18 protein-coding genes are annotated in these 21,085 nt (G+C 44.5%); 5 read left to right on the plus strand and 13 right to left on the minus strand.

Annotated features, from left to right (window positions below; all coding sequences use genetic code 11):
* Nucleotides 1-87 precede the first annotated feature (87 nt).
* The 4 genes from AC3CID_RS08645 to AC3CID_RS08660 all read left to right on the plus strand — a co-directional run bounded on the left by AC3CID_RS08645 (nucleotide 88) and on the right by AC3CID_RS08660 (nucleotide 4,653).
* The gene (locus tag AC3CID_RS08645; RefSeq protein WP_004733615.1) at nucleotides 88-1,353 is read left to right on the plus strand and encodes a TolC family outer membrane protein; all 1,266 of its coding nucleotides are present in this window, start codon (nucleotides 88-90) and stop codon (nucleotides 1,351-1,353) included.
* On the plus strand, nucleotides 1,353-1,970 hold the full coding sequence (locus AC3CID_RS08650) for an OmpA family protein (RefSeq protein WP_171330661.1): 618 nt from the start codon (nucleotides 1,353-1,355) through the stop codon (nucleotides 1,968-1,970). Before AC3CID_RS08645 ends, AC3CID_RS08650 begins: the two co-directional genes overlap by 1 nt.
* A 136-nt stretch (nucleotides 1,971-2,106) precedes the next feature.
* Nucleotides 2,107-2,457 carry a DUF2750 domain-containing protein gene (locus AC3CID_RS08655; RefSeq protein WP_004733613.1) on the plus strand — a complete coding sequence of 117 codons (351 nt, stop codon included), beginning with the start codon at nucleotides 2,107-2,109 and terminating at the stop codon, nucleotides 2,455-2,457.
* A gap of 162 nt (nucleotides 2,458-2,619) precedes the next feature.
* Nucleotides 2,620-4,653: a diguanylate cyclase gene (locus tag AC3CID_RS08660; RefSeq protein WP_488526394.1), complete on the plus strand. Its 2,034-nt coding sequence runs from the start codon at nucleotides 2,620-2,622 to the stop codon at nucleotides 4,651-4,653.
* On the opposite strand, the gene queC is transcribed toward AC3CID_RS08660, so the two are convergent.
* Together queC and queE are read right to left on the minus strand one after the other, a co-directional pair.
* The gene (gene queC, locus AC3CID_RS08665; protein ID WP_488526395.1) at nucleotides 4,613-5,308 is read right to left on the minus strand and encodes a 7-cyano-7-deazaguanine synthase QueC; all 696 of its coding nucleotides are present in this window, start codon (nucleotides 5,306-5,308) and stop codon (nucleotides 4,613-4,615) included. The genes AC3CID_RS08660 and queC overlap by 41 nt on opposite strands.
* Before the next feature lie 58 nt (nucleotides 5,309-5,366).
* On the minus strand, nucleotides 5,367-6,035 hold the full coding sequence (gene queE / locus AC3CID_RS08670; protein ID WP_323054484.1) for a 7-carboxy-7-deazaguanine synthase QueE: 669 nt from the start codon (nucleotides 6,033-6,035) through the stop codon (nucleotides 5,367-5,369).
* A gap of 185 nt (nucleotides 6,036-6,220) precedes the next feature.
* Between queE and AC3CID_RS08675 the strand changes: the two genes are divergently transcribed.
* Nucleotides 6,221-7,030 (plus strand): Cof-type HAD-IIB family hydrolase, encoded by an 810-nt coding sequence (locus AC3CID_RS08675; protein ID WP_488526396.1) that lies wholly within the window; start codon nucleotides 6,221-6,223, stop codon nucleotides 7,028-7,030.
* A 105-nt stretch (nucleotides 7,031-7,135) separates the two neighbouring features.
* On the opposite strand, the gene AC3CID_RS08680 is transcribed toward AC3CID_RS08675, so the two are convergent.
* The 11 genes from AC3CID_RS08680 to AC3CID_RS08730 all read right to left on the minus strand — a co-directional run bounded on the left by AC3CID_RS08680 (nucleotide 7,136) and on the right by AC3CID_RS08730 (nucleotide 21,041).
* Nucleotides 7,136-8,548, minus strand: coding sequence for a bifunctional NUDIX hydrolase/phosphatase PAP2 family protein (locus AC3CID_RS08680; RefSeq protein ID WP_488526397.1), 1,413 nt, complete (start codon nucleotides 8,546-8,548; stop codon nucleotides 7,136-7,138).
* Between the two features lie 72 nt (nucleotides 8,549-8,620).
* Nucleotides 8,621-9,100, minus strand: a complete 480-nt coding sequence (locus AC3CID_RS08685) for a GNAT family N-acetyltransferase (protein WP_488526398.1) — start codon at nucleotides 9,098-9,100, stop codon at nucleotides 8,621-8,623.
* A 185-nt stretch (nucleotides 9,101-9,285) separates the two neighbouring features.
* Nucleotides 9,286-9,687 (minus strand): YMGG-like glycine zipper-containing protein, encoded by a 402-nt coding sequence (locus AC3CID_RS08690; protein WP_488526399.1) that lies wholly within the window; start codon nucleotides 9,685-9,687, stop codon nucleotides 9,286-9,288.
* A 238-nt stretch (nucleotides 9,688-9,925) separates the two neighbouring features.
* Nucleotides 9,926-10,372: a hypothetical protein gene (locus AC3CID_RS08695; RefSeq protein ID WP_171330671.1), complete on the minus strand. Its 447-nt coding sequence runs from the start codon at nucleotides 10,370-10,372 to the stop codon at nucleotides 9,926-9,928.
* A 147-nt stretch (nucleotides 10,373-10,519) separates the two neighbouring features.
* Nucleotides 10,520-12,424 (minus strand): propionyl-CoA synthetase, encoded by a 1,905-nt coding sequence (locus AC3CID_RS08700; protein WP_171313466.1) that lies wholly within the window; start codon nucleotides 12,422-12,424, stop codon nucleotides 10,520-10,522.
* 118 nt (nucleotides 12,425-12,542) lie between these two features.
* A complete protein-coding gene (prpF, locus tag AC3CID_RS08705) occupies nucleotides 12,543-13,715 on the minus strand; it encodes a 2-methylaconitate cis-trans isomerase PrpF (RefSeq protein WP_488526400.1) in 1,173 nt (390 codons plus the stop codon).
* 9 nt (nucleotides 13,716-13,724) lie between these two features.
* Complete coding sequence (gene acnD, locus AC3CID_RS08710) at nucleotides 13,725-16,361, minus strand: Fe/S-dependent 2-methylisocitrate dehydratase AcnD (RefSeq protein WP_488526401.1); 2,637 nt, start codon at nucleotides 16,359-16,361, stop codon at nucleotides 13,725-13,727.
* Nucleotides 16,362-16,462: 101 nt separating this feature from the next.
* Nucleotides 16,463-17,677 (minus strand): bifunctional 2-methylcitrate synthase/citrate synthase, encoded by a 1,215-nt coding sequence (gene prpC, locus AC3CID_RS08715; protein ID WP_488526402.1) that lies wholly within the window; start codon nucleotides 17,675-17,677, stop codon nucleotides 16,463-16,465.
* Nucleotides 17,678-17,823: 146 nt separating this feature from the next.
* Entirely contained in the window at nucleotides 17,824-18,720 is an 897-nt protein-coding gene (gene prpB, locus AC3CID_RS08720) for a methylisocitrate lyase (protein WP_171330677.1), read from the minus strand.
* Between the two features lie 100 nt (nucleotides 18,721-18,820).
* Nucleotides 18,821-19,540: a GntR family transcriptional regulator gene (locus AC3CID_RS08725; protein ID WP_488526403.1), complete on the minus strand. Its 720-nt coding sequence runs from the start codon at nucleotides 19,538-19,540 to the stop codon at nucleotides 18,821-18,823.
* 379 nt (nucleotides 19,541-19,919) lie between these two features.
* A complete protein-coding gene (locus AC3CID_RS08730) occupies nucleotides 19,920-21,041 on the minus strand; it encodes a multidrug effflux MFS transporter (RefSeq protein WP_488526404.1) in 1,122 nt (373 codons plus the stop codon).
* Nucleotides 21,042-21,085 lie beyond the last annotated feature (44 nt).

Consider the following 21,085-nt stretch of genomic DNA (forward strand, 5'->3'; position numbering starts at 1 on the left):
ACAAATTCAAGACTTAGATGCGAGCTAACTTTAGGGAGATGCACATTGAATAGGCTTCAAAAGACAACATTAGGGTTAGCTATAAGTATGAGCTTACCGACGACAGCACAAACCCTAGAGCAAGCCGTTGCGTTCACTTTAGAAAGTAATCCTGAAATCAAAAGTGCTTATAACGAATATGTCAGTAAGCGATATCTTAATGATGCTTCTGGCGGTGCTTATCGTCCAAGTATAGACTTGGATGGAGGTATTGGTTACGAGCATACCGATCTAGCAACTAACTCAAGCACGACCGATCTGACTCGGAAAGAAGCGACAATTACGCTAACCCAGCTTATCTGGGATGGGGCTAATACATCGAATGATATTGACCGTACCGCTGCTGATGCGGAATCAGTGCGTTATCAATTGATATCTAATGCCCAAGATATCGCATTAGAAGTGACCAAGGTTTATCTCGATGCGGTAAAAGCTTATGAAGTGCTTTCACTCTCTGAAAATAACCTCGCAACCCACAAAAAAATATACAGCGATATTCGCAAGCGTGTTGAGTCAGGTATTGGCTCAACAGCAGATATGTCACAGGTAGAAGCACGTATTGCTAAAGCGCACGGTAATTTACTTGCGGCGCAAAACAACCTTTTTGACACTCATACGCAATTCAAAAGGCTCGTGGGTCAATCTCCGCTAGGGTTAACCTTCCCTCGCGCAGATGCAGGCGCTATCCCTTACACGGTTGATGGCGCATTAGCAAAAGCGTTTAATCAGCACCCAGTAATTAAGATTGCACAAGCCGATGTAGACTCAGCGAAATTTCAATACAAGCAATCTAAGAGCACCAACTACCCAACGGTTTCTTTTGAAGCCGCTCAAACCTGGCGCGATGATGCCGGTGGCACTCCAGGCAGCAGTGACGAGTTTTCTGCGATGGTTCGTTTAAGATACAACCTTTACAACGGCGGTTCAGACCAAGACCGTGCAGAAAGTGCCGCTTATCAACTAAACAAAGCGAAAGACCTCCGCGAGAGTACTTACCGTAATGTAGAAGAGAGCTTGCGTCTTTCATGGAGCGCACTTGATTTAACCGTTCAACAGAAAGAGTTTCTATCTGACCACGTAGACTCGGCATCAGACACCGTTATCTCTTATGAGAAACAATACCGTATCGGTAAACGTACCCTTCTCGATTTGCTTAACACCGAGAACGAACTATTCGAAGCCCGTAAGGGCTATCTGGATGCCAAGTACGACGAACAATACGCGAAGTACCGAGTAATGAATGCAACAGGAAACCTGTTAACTGGGTTACGCGTCGAAACCCCTCAAGAATGGAATGAAAAGGTAGAATACTAATGAAGCTGATAAAGACTGTATTTCCGCTTTGTCTCATGATTGTCTCTGCCAACGTTTTAGCTGAAACAAGCAATGAAGAATTTGAATATCGGGCTCTTCCAGACATCACGCAAATTTATGATCTCGAAGATGATGATAATGACGGCGTAATTAACGCGCGAGATCTATGTCCCGATACGCAAATTGGTGCAGATATCGATAACGACGGTTGTGGTTCATATTTTGAATCCTCAGAAAAGAAAGAGCTCCACATACTCTTTGCTAATAACTCTACGGAAATTAATCCTGTTTTCCTAGGGCAGATACGCCAGATGGCTGCGTTTTTGAAGCGTTACGAGGGTACATCGATTGAGTTGCAAGGTTATGCCAGTAAAGTGGGCAATGCCAAACACAATTTAAAACTGTCAAAAGAGCGAGCATCCCACGTAAGGCGAGCCCTTATCAGTAATGGTATTCAACCATCTCGAGTCAATATCGTGGGTCATGGTGATTCTGAATTCAGCAGTGATGACAGCCAAATTAATCACGCACTACATCGAAAAGTTGTCGCTTCCGTTGTTGGATTTAAAGGCAACATCAAAGAAGAGTGGCACATCTTCACCAAAATAAAAAAGTAGGCTCTATCCTGCGCTTACCATACTGAAACGTGATCTTTAGTTAACGTTTCAGTATGGTGATAATTCCTTGAATAGCATGTACCTAAGCCGTCTATAATGTTAATCTTGCCTCGTTATCAACATAGAGAATTAATCCATGAGCAAACTAACAGCTGATACTCAAGCAAATCTAGAACTTTTCGTTTCTGAAACACAAGAAACTAAACTGGTATGGGGCCTTCGTAATGAAGAAGGTTGGCTAGCATGTGACTCAAGTGAATTCGAAAGCAGCGAAGTGATGCCTTTTTGGTCTTCAAAAGAAGATGCTCAGACTCACAACGTTGAAGAGTGGGCTGACTTCGAAGTATTAGAAATTCCACTAGATATCTTTGTAGAAGATTGGTTACTGACTCTAGCTGAAGACGGCGTTCTTGTTGGTATTAACTGGAATGCAACATTAGAAGGCAAAGAACTTGAGCCTTCTGATCTAGCGAAATTATACATCTAATTTCCGATATCGGTCGTGCGAACAGTACGACCGATACACCTCTGATAAATATCAACAAATTAGAGACTTACCTCGCATAACCTCCTACCCATACCATTCAAAATTTGAAGCAACATCAAACTAATAATAGAATATCGTTCTTTATCTGATAGATAGTTTCTTGTGACTCACTCTGTTTTTATTACCCTTCTACTGTTCATTAGCTTTTATTCTCATGGCCAAGTATCAACACAAGATCGTCACCAGGGCTCTCCTTTCAACTCATCTAATTTGGATTCAAACACGACTCCAAATACTGATTGGAATGCACTCTATCTCTCGACTCTAACTCATTCCCCATCGCGTGCATTAAACATGCTGCAAACCCGTTACACTGGTTCTACCGTCTATGGGGATAAGCTTTACCTTTCATCTCTGTTATATCAATACATGAGCCACCGGGATCAACCGTTCTATGGAATCGCTTCAAACGACAGTGAGTACCAAGCGATTGAAGAAGCGTTTATTTCTGCATTGATGAAAGATGGCCAAGGCCAATATGAGGAAGCGCAACAAAGCTTTCTGACACTATTGGCGAAGATGCAATCACGCAGTGATTTGACTGGAAGAGCCCTGCTAAAATACCAGCTATGCCGATCGCTTAACGAGCAAGCTAAATATCATCAAGCGAACTATTACTGTTCTGCGCTTCAATCAGATTTACATAACATCGCTGACCCTGTGTTACCAAAGTTTGGTACTTATCGAGTCATCGCTAACAATCACCATTTCCGCAGTGACTATCAAGCCGCGCTAGATACCTACCTATCACTGATAAACGTGTTCCCACAAGGACATGACATTTCGGGGATCTATAACGATGTGGGTAATTTGCTCAAAGAGCTCAAGCAATACGACAAATCAGCGCAGTACCTAGAACAAGCGCTCGAACTCAGAGCCGATGCTTCATATTTGATGAAAGCTCAAGTACATCATAGCTTGGCTGACTTGTATCTTAGTCAAGGTCAAAGCAACCTAGCGATTTCCCACTTTAAGCAAGCCAAAGTACTGTTGAGTACCTCATCTCATAACTACGGCATCGCTCTGACAAACCTTGGTTTAGGCAAAGCCTACACACAAACCAACAACTATGATTTGGCGAGAGACTATTTAGTCGAGTCTCTGTCCGACTCCAACGCACTAAACAACGATGTCATTCGCATCAACGCGTACTTAGCGATCAGCGACATGTTCGAAGAAAGGAAGCTAACTCAGGAAGCATTGAATTATGCACAGCAAGCTTTAGAGTTGGCTGAGCAAGTCACAAGGCATAAGTACATTGCCAAAGCCCTTCTTCAGCTTTCTGACATTCATCAAGCATTGATCGATTACCAACAGGCGTTTTACTTTTACCAACGATACTCGTCGATACAGATGGAAGCGCGAGACATCGATAATCGATTAGCTTTTGAAGCACTAGACCTGACTCACGCTAAGTATGAGCAACAACTAGAAAGCTCGTTCTTGGCCAATCAAACACGAATCGACCGCTTTCAAATCGAAAAAATGGAACACCAGCGATTGATGTACAACATCCTTATTATTTTATTGCTGTGTACTGCGAGCTTTACGATATTGGTGAACAAAACGGTTCGTGCGAAAGCGGCTGTTGACTCAATGACAAAAGCGTACGGCAGAACCGAAATAATACGAAGAATCAAACGAGTGAAACGCAGTAAAGACGCGAACAGGCAACACGTTCTGGTTTTGCTAGACCTCGATAAGTTCAAAAAGATAAATGACCAACATGGCCACCCTACTGGTGATCGAGCACTCGTCCATATTAGTCAACAAATTAGAAAGCACTTAATGAAGGGTGAATTGTTTGGTCGCTTAGGCGGTGAAGAGTTTGTCATAATGCTAACCGATACCAAACCATCAGAGGTACGAGAACGTGTTGAAGAATTGCACTACGCTATTTCAAGCACTGTCTTCTTATCTGAAAGCAAAAAGTCACTTAATGTAACCGCGAGCTTTGCTTATCTAGCAACCTCAAACGCATTAAGTGACTTTGATGACCTGTATTCGGTGCTTGACCAAGCACTCTATCAAGCTAAAAGCAACGGCCGAAACTGCATCATCGATGCTTATAACGACCCGATCGACTTACCTGATGTTATTTATTCTCGGTCTGTTTGCGAATCAACTCCGCCATAATGCTTTCGCGATCACCGAGGTAATCGTTAAGGCCAACTTTTCTTAGTTCACATGCAGGGCAATCGCCACAACCATCACCAACAATGCCGTTATAACAAGTCAGAGTTTTATTGCGAACAAGCTCAAGTGCTGAGTACTGGTCTGCTAATGCCCATGTCTCAGCCTTGTTTAGCCACATTAGTGGTGTTTTGATATCAAGCTTCTTGTCCATGCCCTGTACAAGCGCAGAATTCATCGCTTTTACAAAATCATTGCGACAATCAGGATAGCCAGAGAAATCTGTTTCACACACACCTGTAATCACGGTTTCAGCGCCGATTTGGTACGCGTAAATACCTGCCAGCGTTAAGAAAAGAATATTACGACCAGGAACGAATGAGTTCGGCAAACCATTCTCTTGTAGCTCATGAGATACAGGAATATCGTCACGAGTCAGAGAGCTAATAGCCAGTTCATTCAACAGAGTCACATCCATCACTTTGTGCGCTTTCACACCAAGTTCTTTCGACAATGACTCAGCCACTTCAATCTCGAGTCTATGGCGCTGACCATAATCAAATGTAATTGCATGAACTTCATCATACTCTTTTAATGCTTGAACAAGACATGTTGTTGAGTCTTGACCACCACTGAATACTACCACTGCTTTTTTCATCTTAAATCCTTACGACAACCTTCTACTTGCGACTTATCTTGCCCAGCAAAAATACAACCTATGCGATGCTCAAATATTTGTGAGTTTGTATTGATAAGCGCCAATTGCGCTCAATGCAGGTATCAATACAAAGCTGAGTAGCGCGGTCTTTTTGGCTGATTGGTTGCAGAGCAATCACAGTGTCGTTAGGAACTGCTGCTCGCTCCAATAAACCGTCAAGCTGTTCGATGTCTTTGCTTGTACCTACTGGATGCTTAATTTCGTTAGCGCGTTGCAAGGCGCTATCTAAGATTTCCAGTTTCGCTTTCATCGCCACTTTCGGTGACACCGTAACCCAAGTGTCCGATGTGGCTTTAACTTCTGATGTTCCGCTAGTCTCAATTTGACAGCGACAACCGTGCTGCTCAAATGCTTCAGTAAGAGGAACAAGATCATAAATGCACGGCTCACCACCGGTAATCACAATGTGCTTAGCCGTGTAACCTTGCTTGATGTATTCATTCACGATTCCTTGAGCATCAATTGCTGACCAAGTTGGTGAATCTTCTGTCTTAACCATAATATCGCCAAGGCTGGTTTCATCTTCTGGCAACGCTTCCCAGGTCTGTTTAGTATCGCACCAAGAACAGCCCACTGGGCAAATTTGCAGACGAACAAAAACAGCGGGGACGCCAGTAAACACGCCCTCACCCTGAATGGTTTCAAACATTTCATTAATCTTGTACAACTTTCCCTCAGCTCAATCATTTGATGAAATTAATCAACCGCAGACCTTAAAGCACTTCCCCCTTTTGGTCAAACAAATGAGTACTGATAAATGAGTTGATCAAAGCCCTAGCCTGAAGTTTCAAGTTCCCTTATCCTTTCGTCCATTAGATTTTGTTAGCTTTTAATTTTTTAGTAAGGAACAACATGTACAAACTGATTGCTCTTGATATGGATGGCACACTACTCAACAGTGAAAAAGTGATTTCTCAAGAGAACAAAGACGCAATCGCCAAAGCACGAGCTGCAGGTGTGAAAGTGGTTCTCGCTTCTGGTCGCCCTTTAGAAGGCATGCAAAGCAAATTAGATGAGCTTTCGATTGACGGCGAAGATGACTTTGTACTCTTCTACAACGGCTCTATGGTTCAGAACGTATCGACAAAAGAGATCATTCACAGTGAGATCAGCAACGGTAAGGCTGCGAAAGAGATCACAGCACTAGCTGAACAGCTTGGTGGTTATGTTCATGCATTCAGCAAGGTTCACGGCTTAATCACACCTGAAAACAATGAGTTCACCGCTATTGAAGCACGTATTAACGGCTTAGAGATTACCGAGTTCGATTTTTCTCAACTAGAAGATGACCACGAAATCATCAAGACCATGATTGTCGCTGAACCAAGCAAGCTAGCTGAAATCATCGGCAAGCTGCCACAAGAGCTTAAGACTCAGTTTACTATCGTACAAAGTGCACCATTCTTCTTAGAGTTCCTAAACCCAAAATCAAACAAGGGTGTCGGTATTGAAGCGATAGCGAAACACTTAGGCATTAAATCGGAAGAAGTAATCTGCATGGGTGATGCTGAAAACGATCACCATATGCTTGAATACGCAGGCCTTGGCATTGCAATGGACAACGCAATGGAAGAAACCAAGAAACTGGCGGATCACATCACAGCAAGCAACGACGACCATGGTGTAGCGGTCGCGATTGAGAAGTTTATCTTCAACTCGTAAGCACTAGATAGAGCCCTCTACTTTATCTAACTCACCTAAAATACATTGATATAAAGAAGGCTGTGCATTGCACAGCCTTCTTTTTTACATGAGTCGTTCTACTTATTATTTTCTAGCCCAAGGCAGACGAAATGCCACCACACCAAACAGAATCAAGATTGGGAAACGTAACGTTTCAATAATAAATGAAGCAATACCACTGAAAGAGACAAAGCTTCCAGTCCAGCTAATCAGCAGATTCCCCGCTAACAACATCGCCATCACTCCAAGAACGATCTTGAATGAGAACTGACCAACCAAAGGTTTCGAGTCTGTTAACGTCACTAGGCATGCAATCGTCATTAAAATCGCCACCCAGAATGAGAATGTTGGCAGTGGCCATATCACCGTGAGAACAATCGACAGTAAGCACAATGCCCACCAAACACCTTTAGAACTTAATAAAGCACTGATATCTACATCCGGTTTCGCGTCTAATCTCACGATATGCCACGTCGTTAATGCACCTAATACTCCACCCATTAATACATCACTAAAAAACGCACTGCCTGAATAAGACTTAAATAGCATGATCCACAGCAGGCCTGCGAGCACTATCAGAATAGCTTTTTGCTCCAAGAGGCGATTTAGTTTCCAAAAGACTAACAAGGTTAAACTTACCCATAACGCAGCTAATAGACTTGGGAAACTATACCCGCTACTCATCACCAGTTTCAATGTTGGCAAGTAAGCGTGTGGACGTGGAAAACCAAAACCTTGATGTGCGATCAAAGTAAGCAGTGTCACCGAGATCAAAGTGAAGCCAAACTTCAACGCGAAGTTACGGCCAAAGTACCAAGCAATTAGTGGCAATATCACAATGAAAACCCATGGCTTCGCTAACAAGTCTGTCAAAAGCACAGTATTCGCAAACACGCTTGGCATCTTATCGAACGCGTTTTGAAGCGACACAATCCAATTTAATTCAACTTGATGGACTTTCGGTGCCGCGCCCACCAGCTCAGTCACATACGTCACAGGTTGATCTGTCGCGGATAGAAAGAATTCGTTAATCTCAGACCATTGCTCTGGGTAACGGTATTGATTGGCTTGCAACTCCGTAGGTGGCAATAACATCGCGCGACTGACTTCCACACCATAATGAGGAGCAAACCAGATTGGTAGCTCAAAGCCACCTAACTCATTTCGAGCTTTGTAACTGATCACTTCAGAGTCAGAGACACAATCATACACAACGGCACTGTCGGTATATCCCAACACATCACCGACCGTCACGGACAAGCCCGCCTCTTCCCAAGTTTCTCGTTGCGCCGCGACCGCTGGCGGCTCACCAGAAACCACAGTGCCTCCCGGTAGAGACAATTGCCCCGTGATCAATTCATCAACCAATACGATTTGGTTATCAGCACGTACTACACACAAAGCGCCCGCGATATGATCGGGCAAAGTGTTGCTCGCCCAAGCGGAAGTAGTACTCAAAAGAGATAATATGAAAACTAATAAATATCGAATAGCCAACGAGTTTACCTAAAAATAAGAGAAAAAGTTAAAGACTGCTCTAGTGTAATCAAACACGCACAAAATCGCTGTCTACGTTTTGTGCAAAGCCTTCCTCATCCATTGAATGTGAGGTGTGAACCCCATTTTTTGATAGAAGTCCTTGGCAGGTGAATTAAAGTCCCAAACCTCTACAAAGACTTGTTCAACCCCACAATCATCAAAAGTCGCTTCAACTTTGCTAAACAACTTTTCAGCAATCGATTCTTTTCGATAATCAGGCAAGACAAACAGTTCATCGACACTCCCCATCGGCACCGGTTTACTCACCGTTGAGATAAGCTCACAAAAATGTCCGGAGATAAAGCCAACAATGAGCTCACCTTTTAATGCCACATAAACCAAGCATTCAGGATCATCCAAGTAACGTGCAATGCTTTTTTCCTGCTCAATCTCTTCTGCCGTTTTAAAGTGCTCTGGGCTAGCAAGGTGGTGATGATGGTGGAGATCGAACATTAACTCGTTAAGTTGTTCCAAATCCGTATGCTTTGCAGCCCTTAAGGTGACATTCATGACTATTGCGCTTCTCAAACCAAATTAATATCTAAACTGAGTCTAGTTTACTTGGCGTGAGTATCTATACAAGTTATTGAATTAATTCATTGTTTGAAGTGCGTATTTTAGATACAAAAACGGCCACATTACGTGGCCATTCTGTTTGAATGATTTTGAATTAAACGAATATCTAGGCTTTAGCTTTATGCACCGTTGTCCTCTTTCTCTTCTTTGAGTTCAGCAAACTGTTGTTCTAGTTCAATAAGCTTAATTTCAGCCTCTACTTCAGCAACTCGCTTTTCTGCATCGGTGCGATTGTCTTGCGCTAGACCATCCGCAGTGACTTGGGTTCGTTGTGCGTTTCTCGCATCATCCGTATCTTTCATTGAACCAGCAACACCACCGGTCACACCACCTAATGCAGCGCCCTTAACCGCTAAGCTCGCGTCTCCGGTCAGCGCTCCAGCCGTCGCTCCTAATAAAGCACCACCAATAGCACCACGATTACGCGCTGCGTTTTCATTTTCGTTATCCATTGCTGGTGACGCGCAACCAGAAAGAGTCACAATCAGTGTCGCTAAAAGAAAAGATTTAGTGAATTTCATAGGAGTCTCGCTTAGTTCTTCGTTTGGAGTAGAGTCATCTTAAGCAGAACCGTGAATGAGATAAATAAAGCCACGTTTAGACGATACATCATGTTCAGTTATATATCATTCAACCATCGCATAAGTGCTTATTGATATATATCTTTGAGCTCCCTTTAGCCTGACAAACAAAAAAGGCGACCAATAAGGTCGCCTCAATCGCTCTTTCTCTATAATTCTTCTCTTTCAGATGCCACTCTTAGCCTTTGGACCAAAAGTTTTGCATATTTTCTGCGCTAGGTGGTGGCCTAACACCGCAATCTCGATAATGATTTTTATCGCCGATCCCCAGTATTTTGCCATTTTCATCGTCAATCATTGCGGCAACTTTAACACCGTCTCCCACATGACGAGTTAACACGACAATTTCACCGGCTCTTTCAGACCTTATCGCACCTAAGATTTGATATTCGTAGCGACCTTTTCTTGAATTGACGATCATCTTCGAGTTAATTGGATCAGCATCATACCCGACACCAATATCAAACACGGCTTGATAGAGATCGACGCCAGTCTTGGATACACATTTAAATACCTTGGGATGGCTCAAAGGCTCTAACAACGCTCTACTCGCTTCATCCCTTGAAATACTGGCACTAGCAGCACCACTGACCAGTAAAGCAATCAACAAAAAGTAAGCTCGCATAAAAAGACCTCAATATGTGGGATTCATAATGAGGTCATAGTAAACGTAATGGATAAGCGGATGAATAAAGTAGAGTTTAGGTAAACCATCACGCTGGCTTATGTATAAATCAACAAGCCGAAAATGATACTTCCTAAACTACGACGTCTATTTACCTAGCTTTTCAGCAATTTCAGTTAAGCTGGTAGGGTCGTCAATCGTCGAAGGCACCACATATTGTTCACCTTCTGCGATCTGTCGGATAGTTCTGCGTAAGATCTTACCTGAACGTGTCTTAGGTAACCTCTCAACAACCAAGGCTTGCTTAAAACAGGCGACCGCGCCAATCTCATTGCGAACCTTGCCAACCAACTCCGCTTGCAACTCAATGCCATCTACTTTTACGCCATCTTTCAGCACAACTAAACCAAGAGGTAGCTGCCCTTTTAAGTCATCGTGAATACCGACTACCGCACATTCTGCAATGGCTGGGTGACCACCCACTATCTCTTCCATTTCTCCGGTCGACAGACGGTGTCCCGCTACGTTTATCACATCGTCGATACGGCCCATGATAAATAGATACCCATCTTCATCAAGATAGCCACCGTCCCCAGAAACATAATAGCCCGGGAACTGACTCAAATAACCCGATTCAAACCGATCATGATTGCGCCATACCGTGGGTAAGCAACCAGGCGGCAATGGTCGTTTAAGTGCCACAAACCCTTGTTGATTCGTTTGTGCGATTTCACCCAATTCATTGAGGATCTCCACTTGGTAACCGGGTACTGGCTTGGTTGAAGAACCCGCTTTTACAGGCAAAGATTCAAGCCCTGTCGGATTTGCAGAAATAGCCCAACCCGTTTCTGTTTGCCACCAATGATCGATAACCGGTTTATTGGTATGAGACTCGACCCAATCCAATGTTGGCGGGTCCAAACGCTCTCCCGCCATAAAAATCGACTTGAGCGATGATAAGTCATACTTGGTGAGCAACTCACCTTCAGGATCTTCTTTCTTGATTGCTCTAAACGCTGTTGGGGCAGAAAACAGCACATCAACATTGTATTCTTCACAAACACGCCAGAATGCGCCTGGATCGGGTGTTCTTACCGGCTTGCCTTCAAACAGAATAGAGGTGCAACCGTGAATCAGTGGCGCATACACAATATAGGAGTGCCCCACGACCCAACCGACATCAGAAGCTGCCCAAAACACACCATCTTGCGGCATATCGTAGATAGTGCTCATCGAGTATTTCATCGCGACCGCGTGACCACCATTATCACGCACCACGCCTTTTGGCTTACCCGTCGTCCCTGATGTATACAGTATGTATAGTGGATCAGTAGCTAGAACAGGCACACACACATGAGGTAATGCATCGCTAACCGCTTGTTGCCAAAGTACATCACGTTCATTGTTCAATTCGGCTAGAGACTGCTCTCTTTGGAATACCACGACTTTTTCTGGTTTCCAACGGCTGTCCATGATCGCTCTGTCAACCATTGGCTTATATGGTAGAACCTTGTTTATCTCGACTCCACAAGACGCTGTAATCAACACCTTCGGCTCAGCATCTTCAATTCGAACGGCAAGCTCATGAGGAGCAAACCCACCAAACACCACCGAATGCACCGCGCCTAGTCGTGCACAGGCCAACATTGCCATCGCCGCTTCAGGAATCATTGGCATGTAGATCACCACACGATCGCCTTTGGTAACGCCTTGCGTGGCTAACATACCAGCGACTTTAGCCACTTGGTCACGCAGTTGTTTGTAAGTGTACGAGGATTGAGTTCCTGTAACTGGAGAGTCGTAAATCAGCGCGGTATTGTCACCTCGCCCATTTTCACAATGATAATCAAGCGCCAGCCAGCACGTGTTCATCACCCCATCAGGAAACCAGCGCTCAATACCGTTATCGTCAGTTTGTAATATCGTTTTTGGTGGTTCAAACCAATCTATCGCTTGTGATTGTGTTTCCCAAAACGAATTAGGGTCTTCCCTAGCCCATTGGTACTCGGTGATATAGTCTGTTTTTCTGTTCATTTGATTCGTAGCAGACATAGTGCCTCCTCCATGCTTTATCCATTTGTCCAAGCGACTAGCTTTTAGCAGTGTCACTTGGGTGCACTCTTTTCTCAGCGTTGTGTTCGTGAATATTTAACCGTTCACGACAATCGCTTTACTTAGGAAAAGGCACACGGATGGCACCTTCCATGATCACTCGGGCACTACGACTCATAATCGCCCTCTCAATTTTCCACCCACTTTCGGTCTGCAACGCTTTCGCACCTACCTTTAAGGTTCCTGACGGGTGGCCAAAGGTCACCGATTCACGTTGGCCTTCACCAGCAGCCAAATTAACAAGAGTTCCAGGAACACTTGCAGCAGAAGCAATCGCAACCGCAGCCGTTCCCATCATGGCGTGATGAAGTTGTCCCATAGACAAAGCACGCACCAGAAGGTCAGTATCTTCGGCAGCAACCGATTTACCACTAGATGCTTGGTACGCTTGAGGCTTAGCAACAAACGCGACTTTCGGTGTGTGTTGGCGTGATTCAGCTTGTTCTAAAGAATCAATCAAACCCATCGCAACCGCACCGTGCGCTCGGATAGATTCAAAAAGTGCCAAAGCTTTGGCATCACTATTGATATCAGATTGAAGCTCTGTGCCTTGATAACCCACTGATTCAGCATCAACAAAAATGGTTGGTATCCCTGCATTGATATATGTTGCTTTGATGCAACCCAATTCGGGAACATCTAAAAAATCGACAACACTCCCTGTAGGGAACATCGAACCACTCGCATCGGCAGGGTCAAGAAAATCGACTTGGATCTCAGCGGCAGGAAAAGTCACACCATCAAGCTCAAAGTCACCTAACTCTTGGACTTCACCATTGGTGATAGGCACATGAACAATAATGGTTTTCTGGATATTCACTTGCCATACTCGCACCTCAACAACACCGTTTTCAGGGATACGAGTCAAGTCAACCAAGCCACTATGAATAGCAAACGGACCGACCGCTGCAGACAAGTTCCCACAGTTACCACTCCAATCCACAAACGGCTTATCTATCGCCACTTGGCCGAATAGGTAATCAACATCGTGATCGGCTTTACTGCTTTTCGAAACAATCACGGTTTTACTGGTACTCGATGTTGCACCACCCATACCATCGGTTTGTTTACCATAAGGGTCTGGACTGCCAATCACTCGTAAGAGTAATTCATCTCTCGCTTCACCCACCATTTTCGCCGCTTCAGGTAAGTCTTCTAGATTGAAGAAAACCCCTTTGCTCGTGCCTCCTCGCATATAAGTTGCAGGCACTTTGATCTGTTTGTTTGTCATCATAAGCTCCTACTGTGCGAGAAAGTCTTTAGCAAAACGCTGCAACACACCACCAGCGCTATACACATTCACTTCATCTGCAGTGTCTAGTCGACAGGTTACTGGCACATCAAGCTTTTCACCGCTTTTACGAGTGATTACTAAAGCCAAGTCTGAACCTGCTTCAATGTCACCGTACACGTCGTAAAGTTCGGTACCGTCGAGTTGTAAGGTATTCCGATTCGTTCCCGCTTTAAACTGCAAAGGCAGCACGCCCATGCCAACCAAGTTGGTTCTGTGAATTCGTTCAAAGCCTTCGGCAACAATCACTTCAACACCCGCTAAACGCACACCTTTGGCTGCCCAATCACGTGATGAACCTTGTCCATAATCGGCACCCGCCACTACAATCAAAGGCTGTTTACGGTTCATGTAGGTTTCTATCGCTTCCCACATTCGCGTAACTTGACCTTCGGGTTCAACTCTTGCTAGTGAACCTTGCACGACTTCTCCAGCGTCCTTCACCATTTCGTTAAACAGCTTAGGGTTGGCGAATGTTGCTCGTTGCGCGGTTAAGTGATCGCCTCGATGGGTCGCGTAAGAGTTAAAGTCCTCTTCCGGCACTTCCATTTTGGTGAGGTATTCCCCCGCTGCGCTCGAAGCGAGAATCGCATTTGAAGGGGATAAGTGATCCGTAGTAATGTTGTCACCCAGAATCGCTAAAGGTCTCATACCAGATAGACTTCGTTCTCCCGCAAGAGCTCCTTCCCAATAAGGGGGTCTGCGAATATAGGTACTTTGAGGTCGCCAGTCATAAAGCGGCTCAGTAGTCACCTGCTCCTCGTCTGGTTGGAACATTTTCACGTAGATTTGTTGGAATTGCTGAGGCTTAACATGCTCACCGACAACCGCATCAATTTCTGCATCACTTGGCCACAAATCACTTAGATAGATTGGTTGACCATTGTTGTCTGTACCTAAGCTGTCTTTTTCGATATCAAAGCGAATCGTACCCGCTAAAGCGTAAGCAACCACCAATGGCGGTGACGCTAAAAACGCTTGTTTAGCATAAGGATGAATTCGACCATCGAAATTTCGATTCCCAGATAACACAGCGGTTGAGTACAGGTCGCGGTCGATGATCTCTTGTTGGATTTTAGGATCTAACGCCCCACTCATTCCGTTACAGGTAGTGCACGCATAGCCCACGATACCAAAACCAAGCTGTTCCAATTCAGGAAGCAAACCTGCAGATTCAAGATAGAGCTTGGCAACTTTAGAACCCGGAGCAAAAGAGGTTTTCACCCATGGCTTACGAACTAACCCAAGCTGATTGGCCTTCTTAGCCACCAATGCTGCGGCGACTACGTTTCTTGGATTACTGGTGTTTGTACAAGAAGTAATTGCAGCAATAATCACAGCACCATCGGGCATTTGTTCATCGCTATATTTCGCCGAATGTTGTTCTTTCCACGATGATTGGCTAATGCCTTGTTTGGCAAGTTCACTGGTTGGTAAACGACGATGGGGATTGGATGGCCCTGCAAGGTTGCGCTCAACTTTAGACAAATCAAACTCAAGCACACGTTCGTATTGAGCGGAATCTAAATCATCGGCCCATAAGCCAGTTTGCTTAGCGTATAGCTCAACTAACTCAACCTGTTCAGGCTCGCGTCCTGTCAGCTTTAGGTATTGTATGGTCTGTTCATCGATATAGAACATACCTGCTGTCGCGCCGTATTCTGGTGTCATATTCGATATAGTGGCGCGGTCGCCAATAGTCAGTGCACGAGCACCTTCACCAAAGAACTCTAAGTAACTAGAAACCACTTTTTCATTTCGAAGGAACTCAGTAATCGCAAGCACAATATCCGTTGCGGTTATCCCTTCTTGTCGTTGACCCGTCAGTTTAACGCCCACGATGTCTGGCAAACGCATCATAGACGGACGACCGAGCATCACAGTCTCAGCTTCCAAACCACCTACACCTATTGCAATAACACCCAGAGCATCAACATGAGGAGTATGACTATCGGTACCAACACAGGTATCTGGGAACGCGATGCCTTCTTTAGATTGAATAACCGGAGACATTTTCTCCAAGTTAATCTGGTGCATGATCCCGTTACCCGCAGGGATCACACTCACGTTTTTAAACGCGGTTTTACACCATTCAATAAAATGAAAACGGTCTTCGTTTCTGCGCTCTTCAATCGCGCGGTTTTTATCAAAGGCTTCACTATCAAAGCCTGCATGTTCCACGGCTAAAGAGTGATCAACAATCAATTGGGTTTCGACTACTGGGTTTACCTTGGCAGGGTCTCCGCCTTGGTCGGCAATCGCGTCTCTTAATCCAGCCAAATCTACTAAGGCTGTTTGACCTAGAATGTCATGACACACTACGCGCGCAGGATACCAAGGAAAATCTAGGTCGCTCTTACGTTCAATGATCTGTTTTAAGCTGTCTTCAAGCGTTTCAGAATCACAGCGTCTTACCAATTGTTCCGCCAACACTCGCGACGTATAAGGCAAGGTTTTATAAGCGCCCGGGGATATTGCTTCTACCGCTTCGCAAGCATCGAAATACTCTAAATGAGTTCCGGGTAAAAGTTTTCGGTACTGATTTTTATCAAGGTACTGAGCTTGTTCAAGTTTCACATCAGACATACATCCACCATTATCTGTTAAATTCTATTCGTTGGTTCTTGAGGCCTTGTCGTATCAAGACGGAAGTCACCTCAAGACATAAGTCGGCTCGTTATAGAGGGCTAACGTAGATGAATAGGTAACCATTCTTGATGCTCTGGCCCTGTGTAGTCTGCACTTGGACGAATGATGCGATTGTTTTCTCTTTGTTCGAACACATGCGCCGTCCAACCTGTAAGGCGGCTCATCACAAAGATCGGAGTAAACAATTTGGTTGGGATGTCCATGAAGTGATATGCCGATGCATGGAAGAAGTCAGCATTACAGAACAAGCCTTTCTCGCGCTTCATAACCGCTTCAACACGTTCTGAAACGGCGTAAAGCTGTTTATCACCGACCTCTTGAGCTAGCTCTTTTGACCAACGCTTGATTAGAGCATTTCGTGGGTCGCTTTCACGATAAATGGCATGACCGAAGCCCATGATTTTGTCTTTGTTAGCAAGCATCTGCATGATGTTAGTTTCTGCTTCATCGGCGGTTTTCCAATCTTGGATCATTTCCATTGCCGCTTCATTCGCACCGCCATGTAAAGGACCTCTTAGTGTGCCAATTGCTGCTGTAACGCACGAATGAATATCTGACAGTGTTGATGCACAGACACGGGCAGCAAAAGTAGATGCGTTAAACTCATGCTCTGCGTAAAGCGTTAGCGAACAGTGCATTACCTGCTTATGCAGTTCACTCGGCGCTTTATCTGTTAGCATTTTCAAGAAGTAGCCACCCAGACAGGCTTCGCTTTGATCTTCAGTATCAATGCGCACGCCATCGTGGCTAAAGCGATACCAATAACAAATAATCGCAGGGAAAAGCGCAAGCATTCGTTCGGTCGCGAACAGTTGCTCAGAGAAGTCAGACTCTTGCTCTAGATTACCTAACATTGAACAACCCGTTCTCATCACATCCATTGGATGAGCGTCTGCAGGAATAAGCTCTAGTGCTGCTTTCAAAGGTTGAGGTAAGCCGCGTAGACCAACCAACAATATTTTGTAATCATCGAGCTCTTTTTCAGTGGGTAAGTGACCTCTTAGTAGCAGATGCGCCACTTCTTCGAACTGAGCATGATTAGCAAGGTCGGTAATATCATAACCACGGTAGGTTAAGCCGGTTCCTGATGTTCCTACCGTACATAGCGCCGTAGTTCCGGCACTCTGACCACGTAGACCAGCACCACCGATTGCAGGTGCGCTGGCTGGTGCACTTTCTGTATTTGCGTTTTGTTGTTGATTTTCTGTTGAAGCCTTATCGACAGCTGCTTTATCACTCAAAGATACAGACATGGTGAACTCCTTTTCTGTGTTAGCCGCCTGCACTCTTTGGTGCTGCCTGTTTATATGTCCGATGATCTTTATCATCGGTACTGGATATGGCGACTAACCATTTCACGTTATTGGATTAAGTTGATTTTTGATTAATTGAAACTGGTTTACCCTTCACTTGAAAACAACTGATCAAGCTTATTCTCGTAGTCGTGGTAATTCAGGTGTTCGTAAAGCTCTTTACGGGTTTGCATTGAATCCAACAGAGCTTCTTGATTACCTTCAACTAACAAGTGTCTGTAAACATTCTCCGCTGCTTTGTTCATTGCACGGAACGCACTCAACGGGTAGAGCACCATGTCGACACTTGATTGGGCCAACTCGTTACAGTTGTAGAGTGGCGTTTGGCCAAACTCAGTGATGTTCGCAAGAATAGGTACGTGCTTACCCGTTGCTGATTTCAACGCCGCCGAGAACTTCACGTATTGGTCTAGCTGATTCATCGCCTCAGGGAAAATCATGTCAGCGCCCGCTTCAACACACGCAATCGCTCGTTCAATCGCACTATCAATGCCTTCAACCGCCAATGCATCCGTACGCGCCATAATCACAAAGCTCTCATCGGTTCTAGCATCGGTTGCCGCTTTGACTCTATCGACCATCTCTTGCTGGCTCACAATCGCTTTATTTGGTCGATGACCACAGCGTTTCTGGGCCACTTGATCTTCCATATGAATTGCAGCTGCGCCTGCCTTCTCCATCGCTCGAATGGTACGTGCAATATTAAATGCGCCACCAAAACCCGTATCGATATCCACCAGCAAAGGCAGATCACACGCATTGGTAATACGTTCAACATCCACCAACACATCGTTCAATGTCGTAATACCTAAATCAGGCAAACCATAAGACGCATTGGCGATACCTCCACCCGACAAATAGATCGCCTGATGCCCCAAGTTCTTTGCCATCATCGCGCAATACGGATTCACCGTACCGACGATCTGCAATGGGTCGTTGTCTTGCACAGCTTGTCGGAACTTTGCTCCTGCTGATAACTTCATAATGACGCTCCCTGTTAATTGTTTATTTCTAGCTAACCTTTAAGACTTACGGCTTTTGGTTATCGCCAGCACTGATCCGCTGACAGATTCCAATGGTCGCTTAATCAAGATCTTTGGATTGAATTTGTTGTTCTATAAGCAATCGACTACCCGAGATGTGTCGTCGCATTAGCATTTCTGCGAGCTCTTCATCGCGATTACGAATCGCTTGGAGGATGTATTTGTGTTCATCAAGCGCCTCTTTTGGTCGAGACTGAGCCCTAGGCGATTGATAGCGGTACATACGTAATAGGTGATAAAGCTCATCACACAGCAGCGAAATGAGTTTGCTATTACGACTCGCTTTGATAATGCGGTAATGGAAATCGAAATCCCCATGTTGATGAAAGTAAGAAGAACCTTCGACTTCATCGATGTGCTTTGAGTGTGTCGACAATAACCCTTCAAGCCCGATAAGCTCTTCTTGTGTGATATGTCGCGCTGCTAAGCGAGCCGCCATGCCTTCCAATGCCTCCCGCACCGCGTAAAGCTCTAGCAGTTTGTCAGCCGAAAAAGTAATAACTCGAGCGCCGACATGAGGAATTCGCTCAATCAGGCCAAGCCCTTCGATACGCATTATCGCTTCACGTAATGGTCCTCGACTTACCTCGAAGCGTTTAGCCAGTTCAGGCTCCGAGATCTTACTGCCCGGTGGTAATTCACCGTTAACAATCGCCTCAACGAGATACCCTGTCAGATTTTCCGACTTGGTGTTTTCTTTGTCGCTCACACGTGTTTTCGTGTTTGCACTTAAGGTGGGATCTTTTATCGCAGTATTCATATTCACGCTGCTCACTTCTGATTGCCGACCCTAACTGTCAACAATTTCATAACATGAACATAAAATACATGATTAAATTGTCGACAATCAAGCTAATTGTCGACAATTTAGACTAAGGTAGTACTTTTACTAATCGGTAGAGAAGTAGTAAACGAAGCCATAAAAGAAAATAAATAGATGTTATTCATCAAGTTAAATCGTGAGCAAGCTTCAAACCCTTACCCACCCCAAATTTGCTCGAAAACAATGTGTCGACAACTTGCCATCCACCTTTTAGATATAGTATTCATTTCTACTCATCAGCGATTTAGACCAAAAAAAAAGAGAAGCAATGATCGCCTCTCTTTATTATTCACAAGATTAACACTCTCAAAATTGGTTAATCACGAGACATCAACATAGTGCTTGCCAATAAAGACATTCCTATTAGCACTATCCCTAAGTTACCAATCTCACCAGCAAGCCCTAATCCCCCACCAATTAAACAGTAATACAACAACCCTAGAACCGCCCCGGCCGTGCCTGCTTGGTGCTTATAATTGACCAACGCCGTACTAAATATATTAGGACTTGCCATACCAAACCCTACAACCACAGCAGCCATTCCTAATAGAAACCAAAGGTTGTCTTGGTAAAAGTACACCTGAATAGCCCCAATAAAGCTGATTAACACCGCGATCTGAATGAGTCGTTGGGAACCCCATTCTTTTACTAGCAATCGTTTATTCATCGAGCTTCCTAAAACAGATGCTGCCGCTAATATCACGCCACTGTAACCAAATTCAATGGAACTTAAGCCAAACTGGCTGAACATAAATGGCGCTAAAGAATAATAGCTAAACATCATGACGTTAAAGCAAGCCACAAGAATCGCACTTTTCCAAATATCCCTATCTTTTAGCATTACCGTGAAAATACCAATAAAGCTGACTGTTTTAGTATCAGCAGGTTTCGTTTCTGGTAAGGAAAAGGCCGATACGATCAGCAATATAAAAGCCATGACAAGCAGTAAACTGAACACGACTAAGTGTCCAAAATATTCAGCAATCAATCCTCCTGACATTAAACCAACAACAGGGCTGATTGATACTGCAACAATTGCTAGCGAAAACACTTTCCCTAGCTCTTTGCCTTCATAGCTATCTCGCAATATTGTTTGACCAATAACTGAGCCTACCGCCGCCCCAAAAGCTGAAACAACCCGCGCAATCATGACCATATCAAATTGAGTTGCCGTGATGGCTAACAGGCAACCAACGCCATAAGTAAACAAACCACACAACATCGCTTTTCTTCGGCCAATAAGATCAGAAACTCGTCCCCAAAAAACAACACCCATAGCAAAAGAAATAAAGTAAATCGACAAGGTTTGACTAGCGCTTGCCATTGATACACCAAAATAATCAACTAAGTGCGGCAATACTGGGCTGTAGATAGTTTCAACAATTTGGGGGAACATCAGCAGAATGATGATCAGTCCCATATGGGGTTTTTTATTCATATTATTCTCTTCTAAAACTGGAATAATAGAAGTATATGGATTTC

Source organism: Vibrio sp. QJM3NY_21, from assembly GCF_057785975.1.

What these genes read in the sequence shown, in the direction of transcription:
- AC3CID_RS08645 (WP_004733615.1), top strand. Translation starts at nt 88, where the DNA reads ATGAGCTTACCGACGACAGCACAAACCCTAGAGCAAGCCGTTGCGTTC.
- AC3CID_RS08650 (WP_171330661.1), top strand. Translation starts at nt 1,353, where the DNA reads ATGAAGCTGATAAAGACTGTATTTCCGCTTTGTCTCATGATTGTCTCT.
- AC3CID_RS08655 (WP_004733613.1), top strand. Translation starts at nt 2,107, where the DNA reads ATGAGCAAACTAACAGCTGATACTCAAGCAAATCTAGAACTTTTCGTT.
- queC (WP_488526395.1), bottom strand. Translation starts at nt 5,308, where the DNA reads ATGAAAAAAGCAGTGGTAGTATTCAGTGGTGGTCAAGACTCAACAACA.
- AC3CID_RS08675 (WP_488526396.1), top strand. Translation starts at nt 6,221, where the DNA reads ATGTACAAACTGATTGCTCTTGATATGGATGGCACACTACTCAACAGT.
- AC3CID_RS08685 (WP_488526398.1), bottom strand. Translation starts at nt 9,100, where the DNA reads ATGAATGTCACCTTAAGGGCTGCAAAGCATACGGATTTGGAACAACTT.
- AC3CID_RS08690 (WP_488526399.1), bottom strand. Translation starts at nt 9,687, where the DNA reads ATGAAATTCACTAAATCTTTTCTTTTAGCGACACTGATTGTGACTCTT.
- AC3CID_RS08695 (WP_171330671.1), bottom strand. Translation starts at nt 10,372, where the DNA reads ATGCGAGCTTACTTTTTGTTGATTGCTTTACTGGTCAGTGGTGCTGCT.
- AC3CID_RS08700 (WP_171313466.1), bottom strand. Translation starts at nt 12,424, where the DNA reads ATGTCTGCTACGAATCAAATGAACAGAAAAACAGACTATATCACCGAG.
- prpF (WP_488526400.1), bottom strand. Translation starts at nt 13,715, where the DNA reads ATGACAAACAAACAGATCAAAGTGCCTGCAACTTATATGCGAGGAGGC.
- acnD (WP_488526401.1), bottom strand. Translation starts at nt 16,361, where the DNA reads ATGTCTGATGTGAAACTTGAACAAGCTCAGTACCTTGATAAAAATCAG.
- prpC (WP_488526402.1), bottom strand. Translation starts at nt 17,677, where the DNA reads ATGTCTGTATCTTTGAGTGATAAAGCAGCTGTCGATAAGGCTTCAACA.
- prpB (WP_171330677.1), bottom strand. Translation starts at nt 18,720, where the DNA reads ATGAAGTTATCAGCAGGAGCAAAGTTCCGACAAGCTGTGCAAGACAAC.
- AC3CID_RS08725 (WP_488526403.1), bottom strand. Translation starts at nt 19,540, where the DNA reads ATGAATACTGCGATAAAAGATCCCACCTTAAGTGCAAACACGAAAACA.
- AC3CID_RS08730 (WP_488526404.1), bottom strand. Translation starts at nt 21,041, where the DNA reads ATGAATAAAAAACCCCATATGGGACTGATCATCATTCTGCTGATGTTC.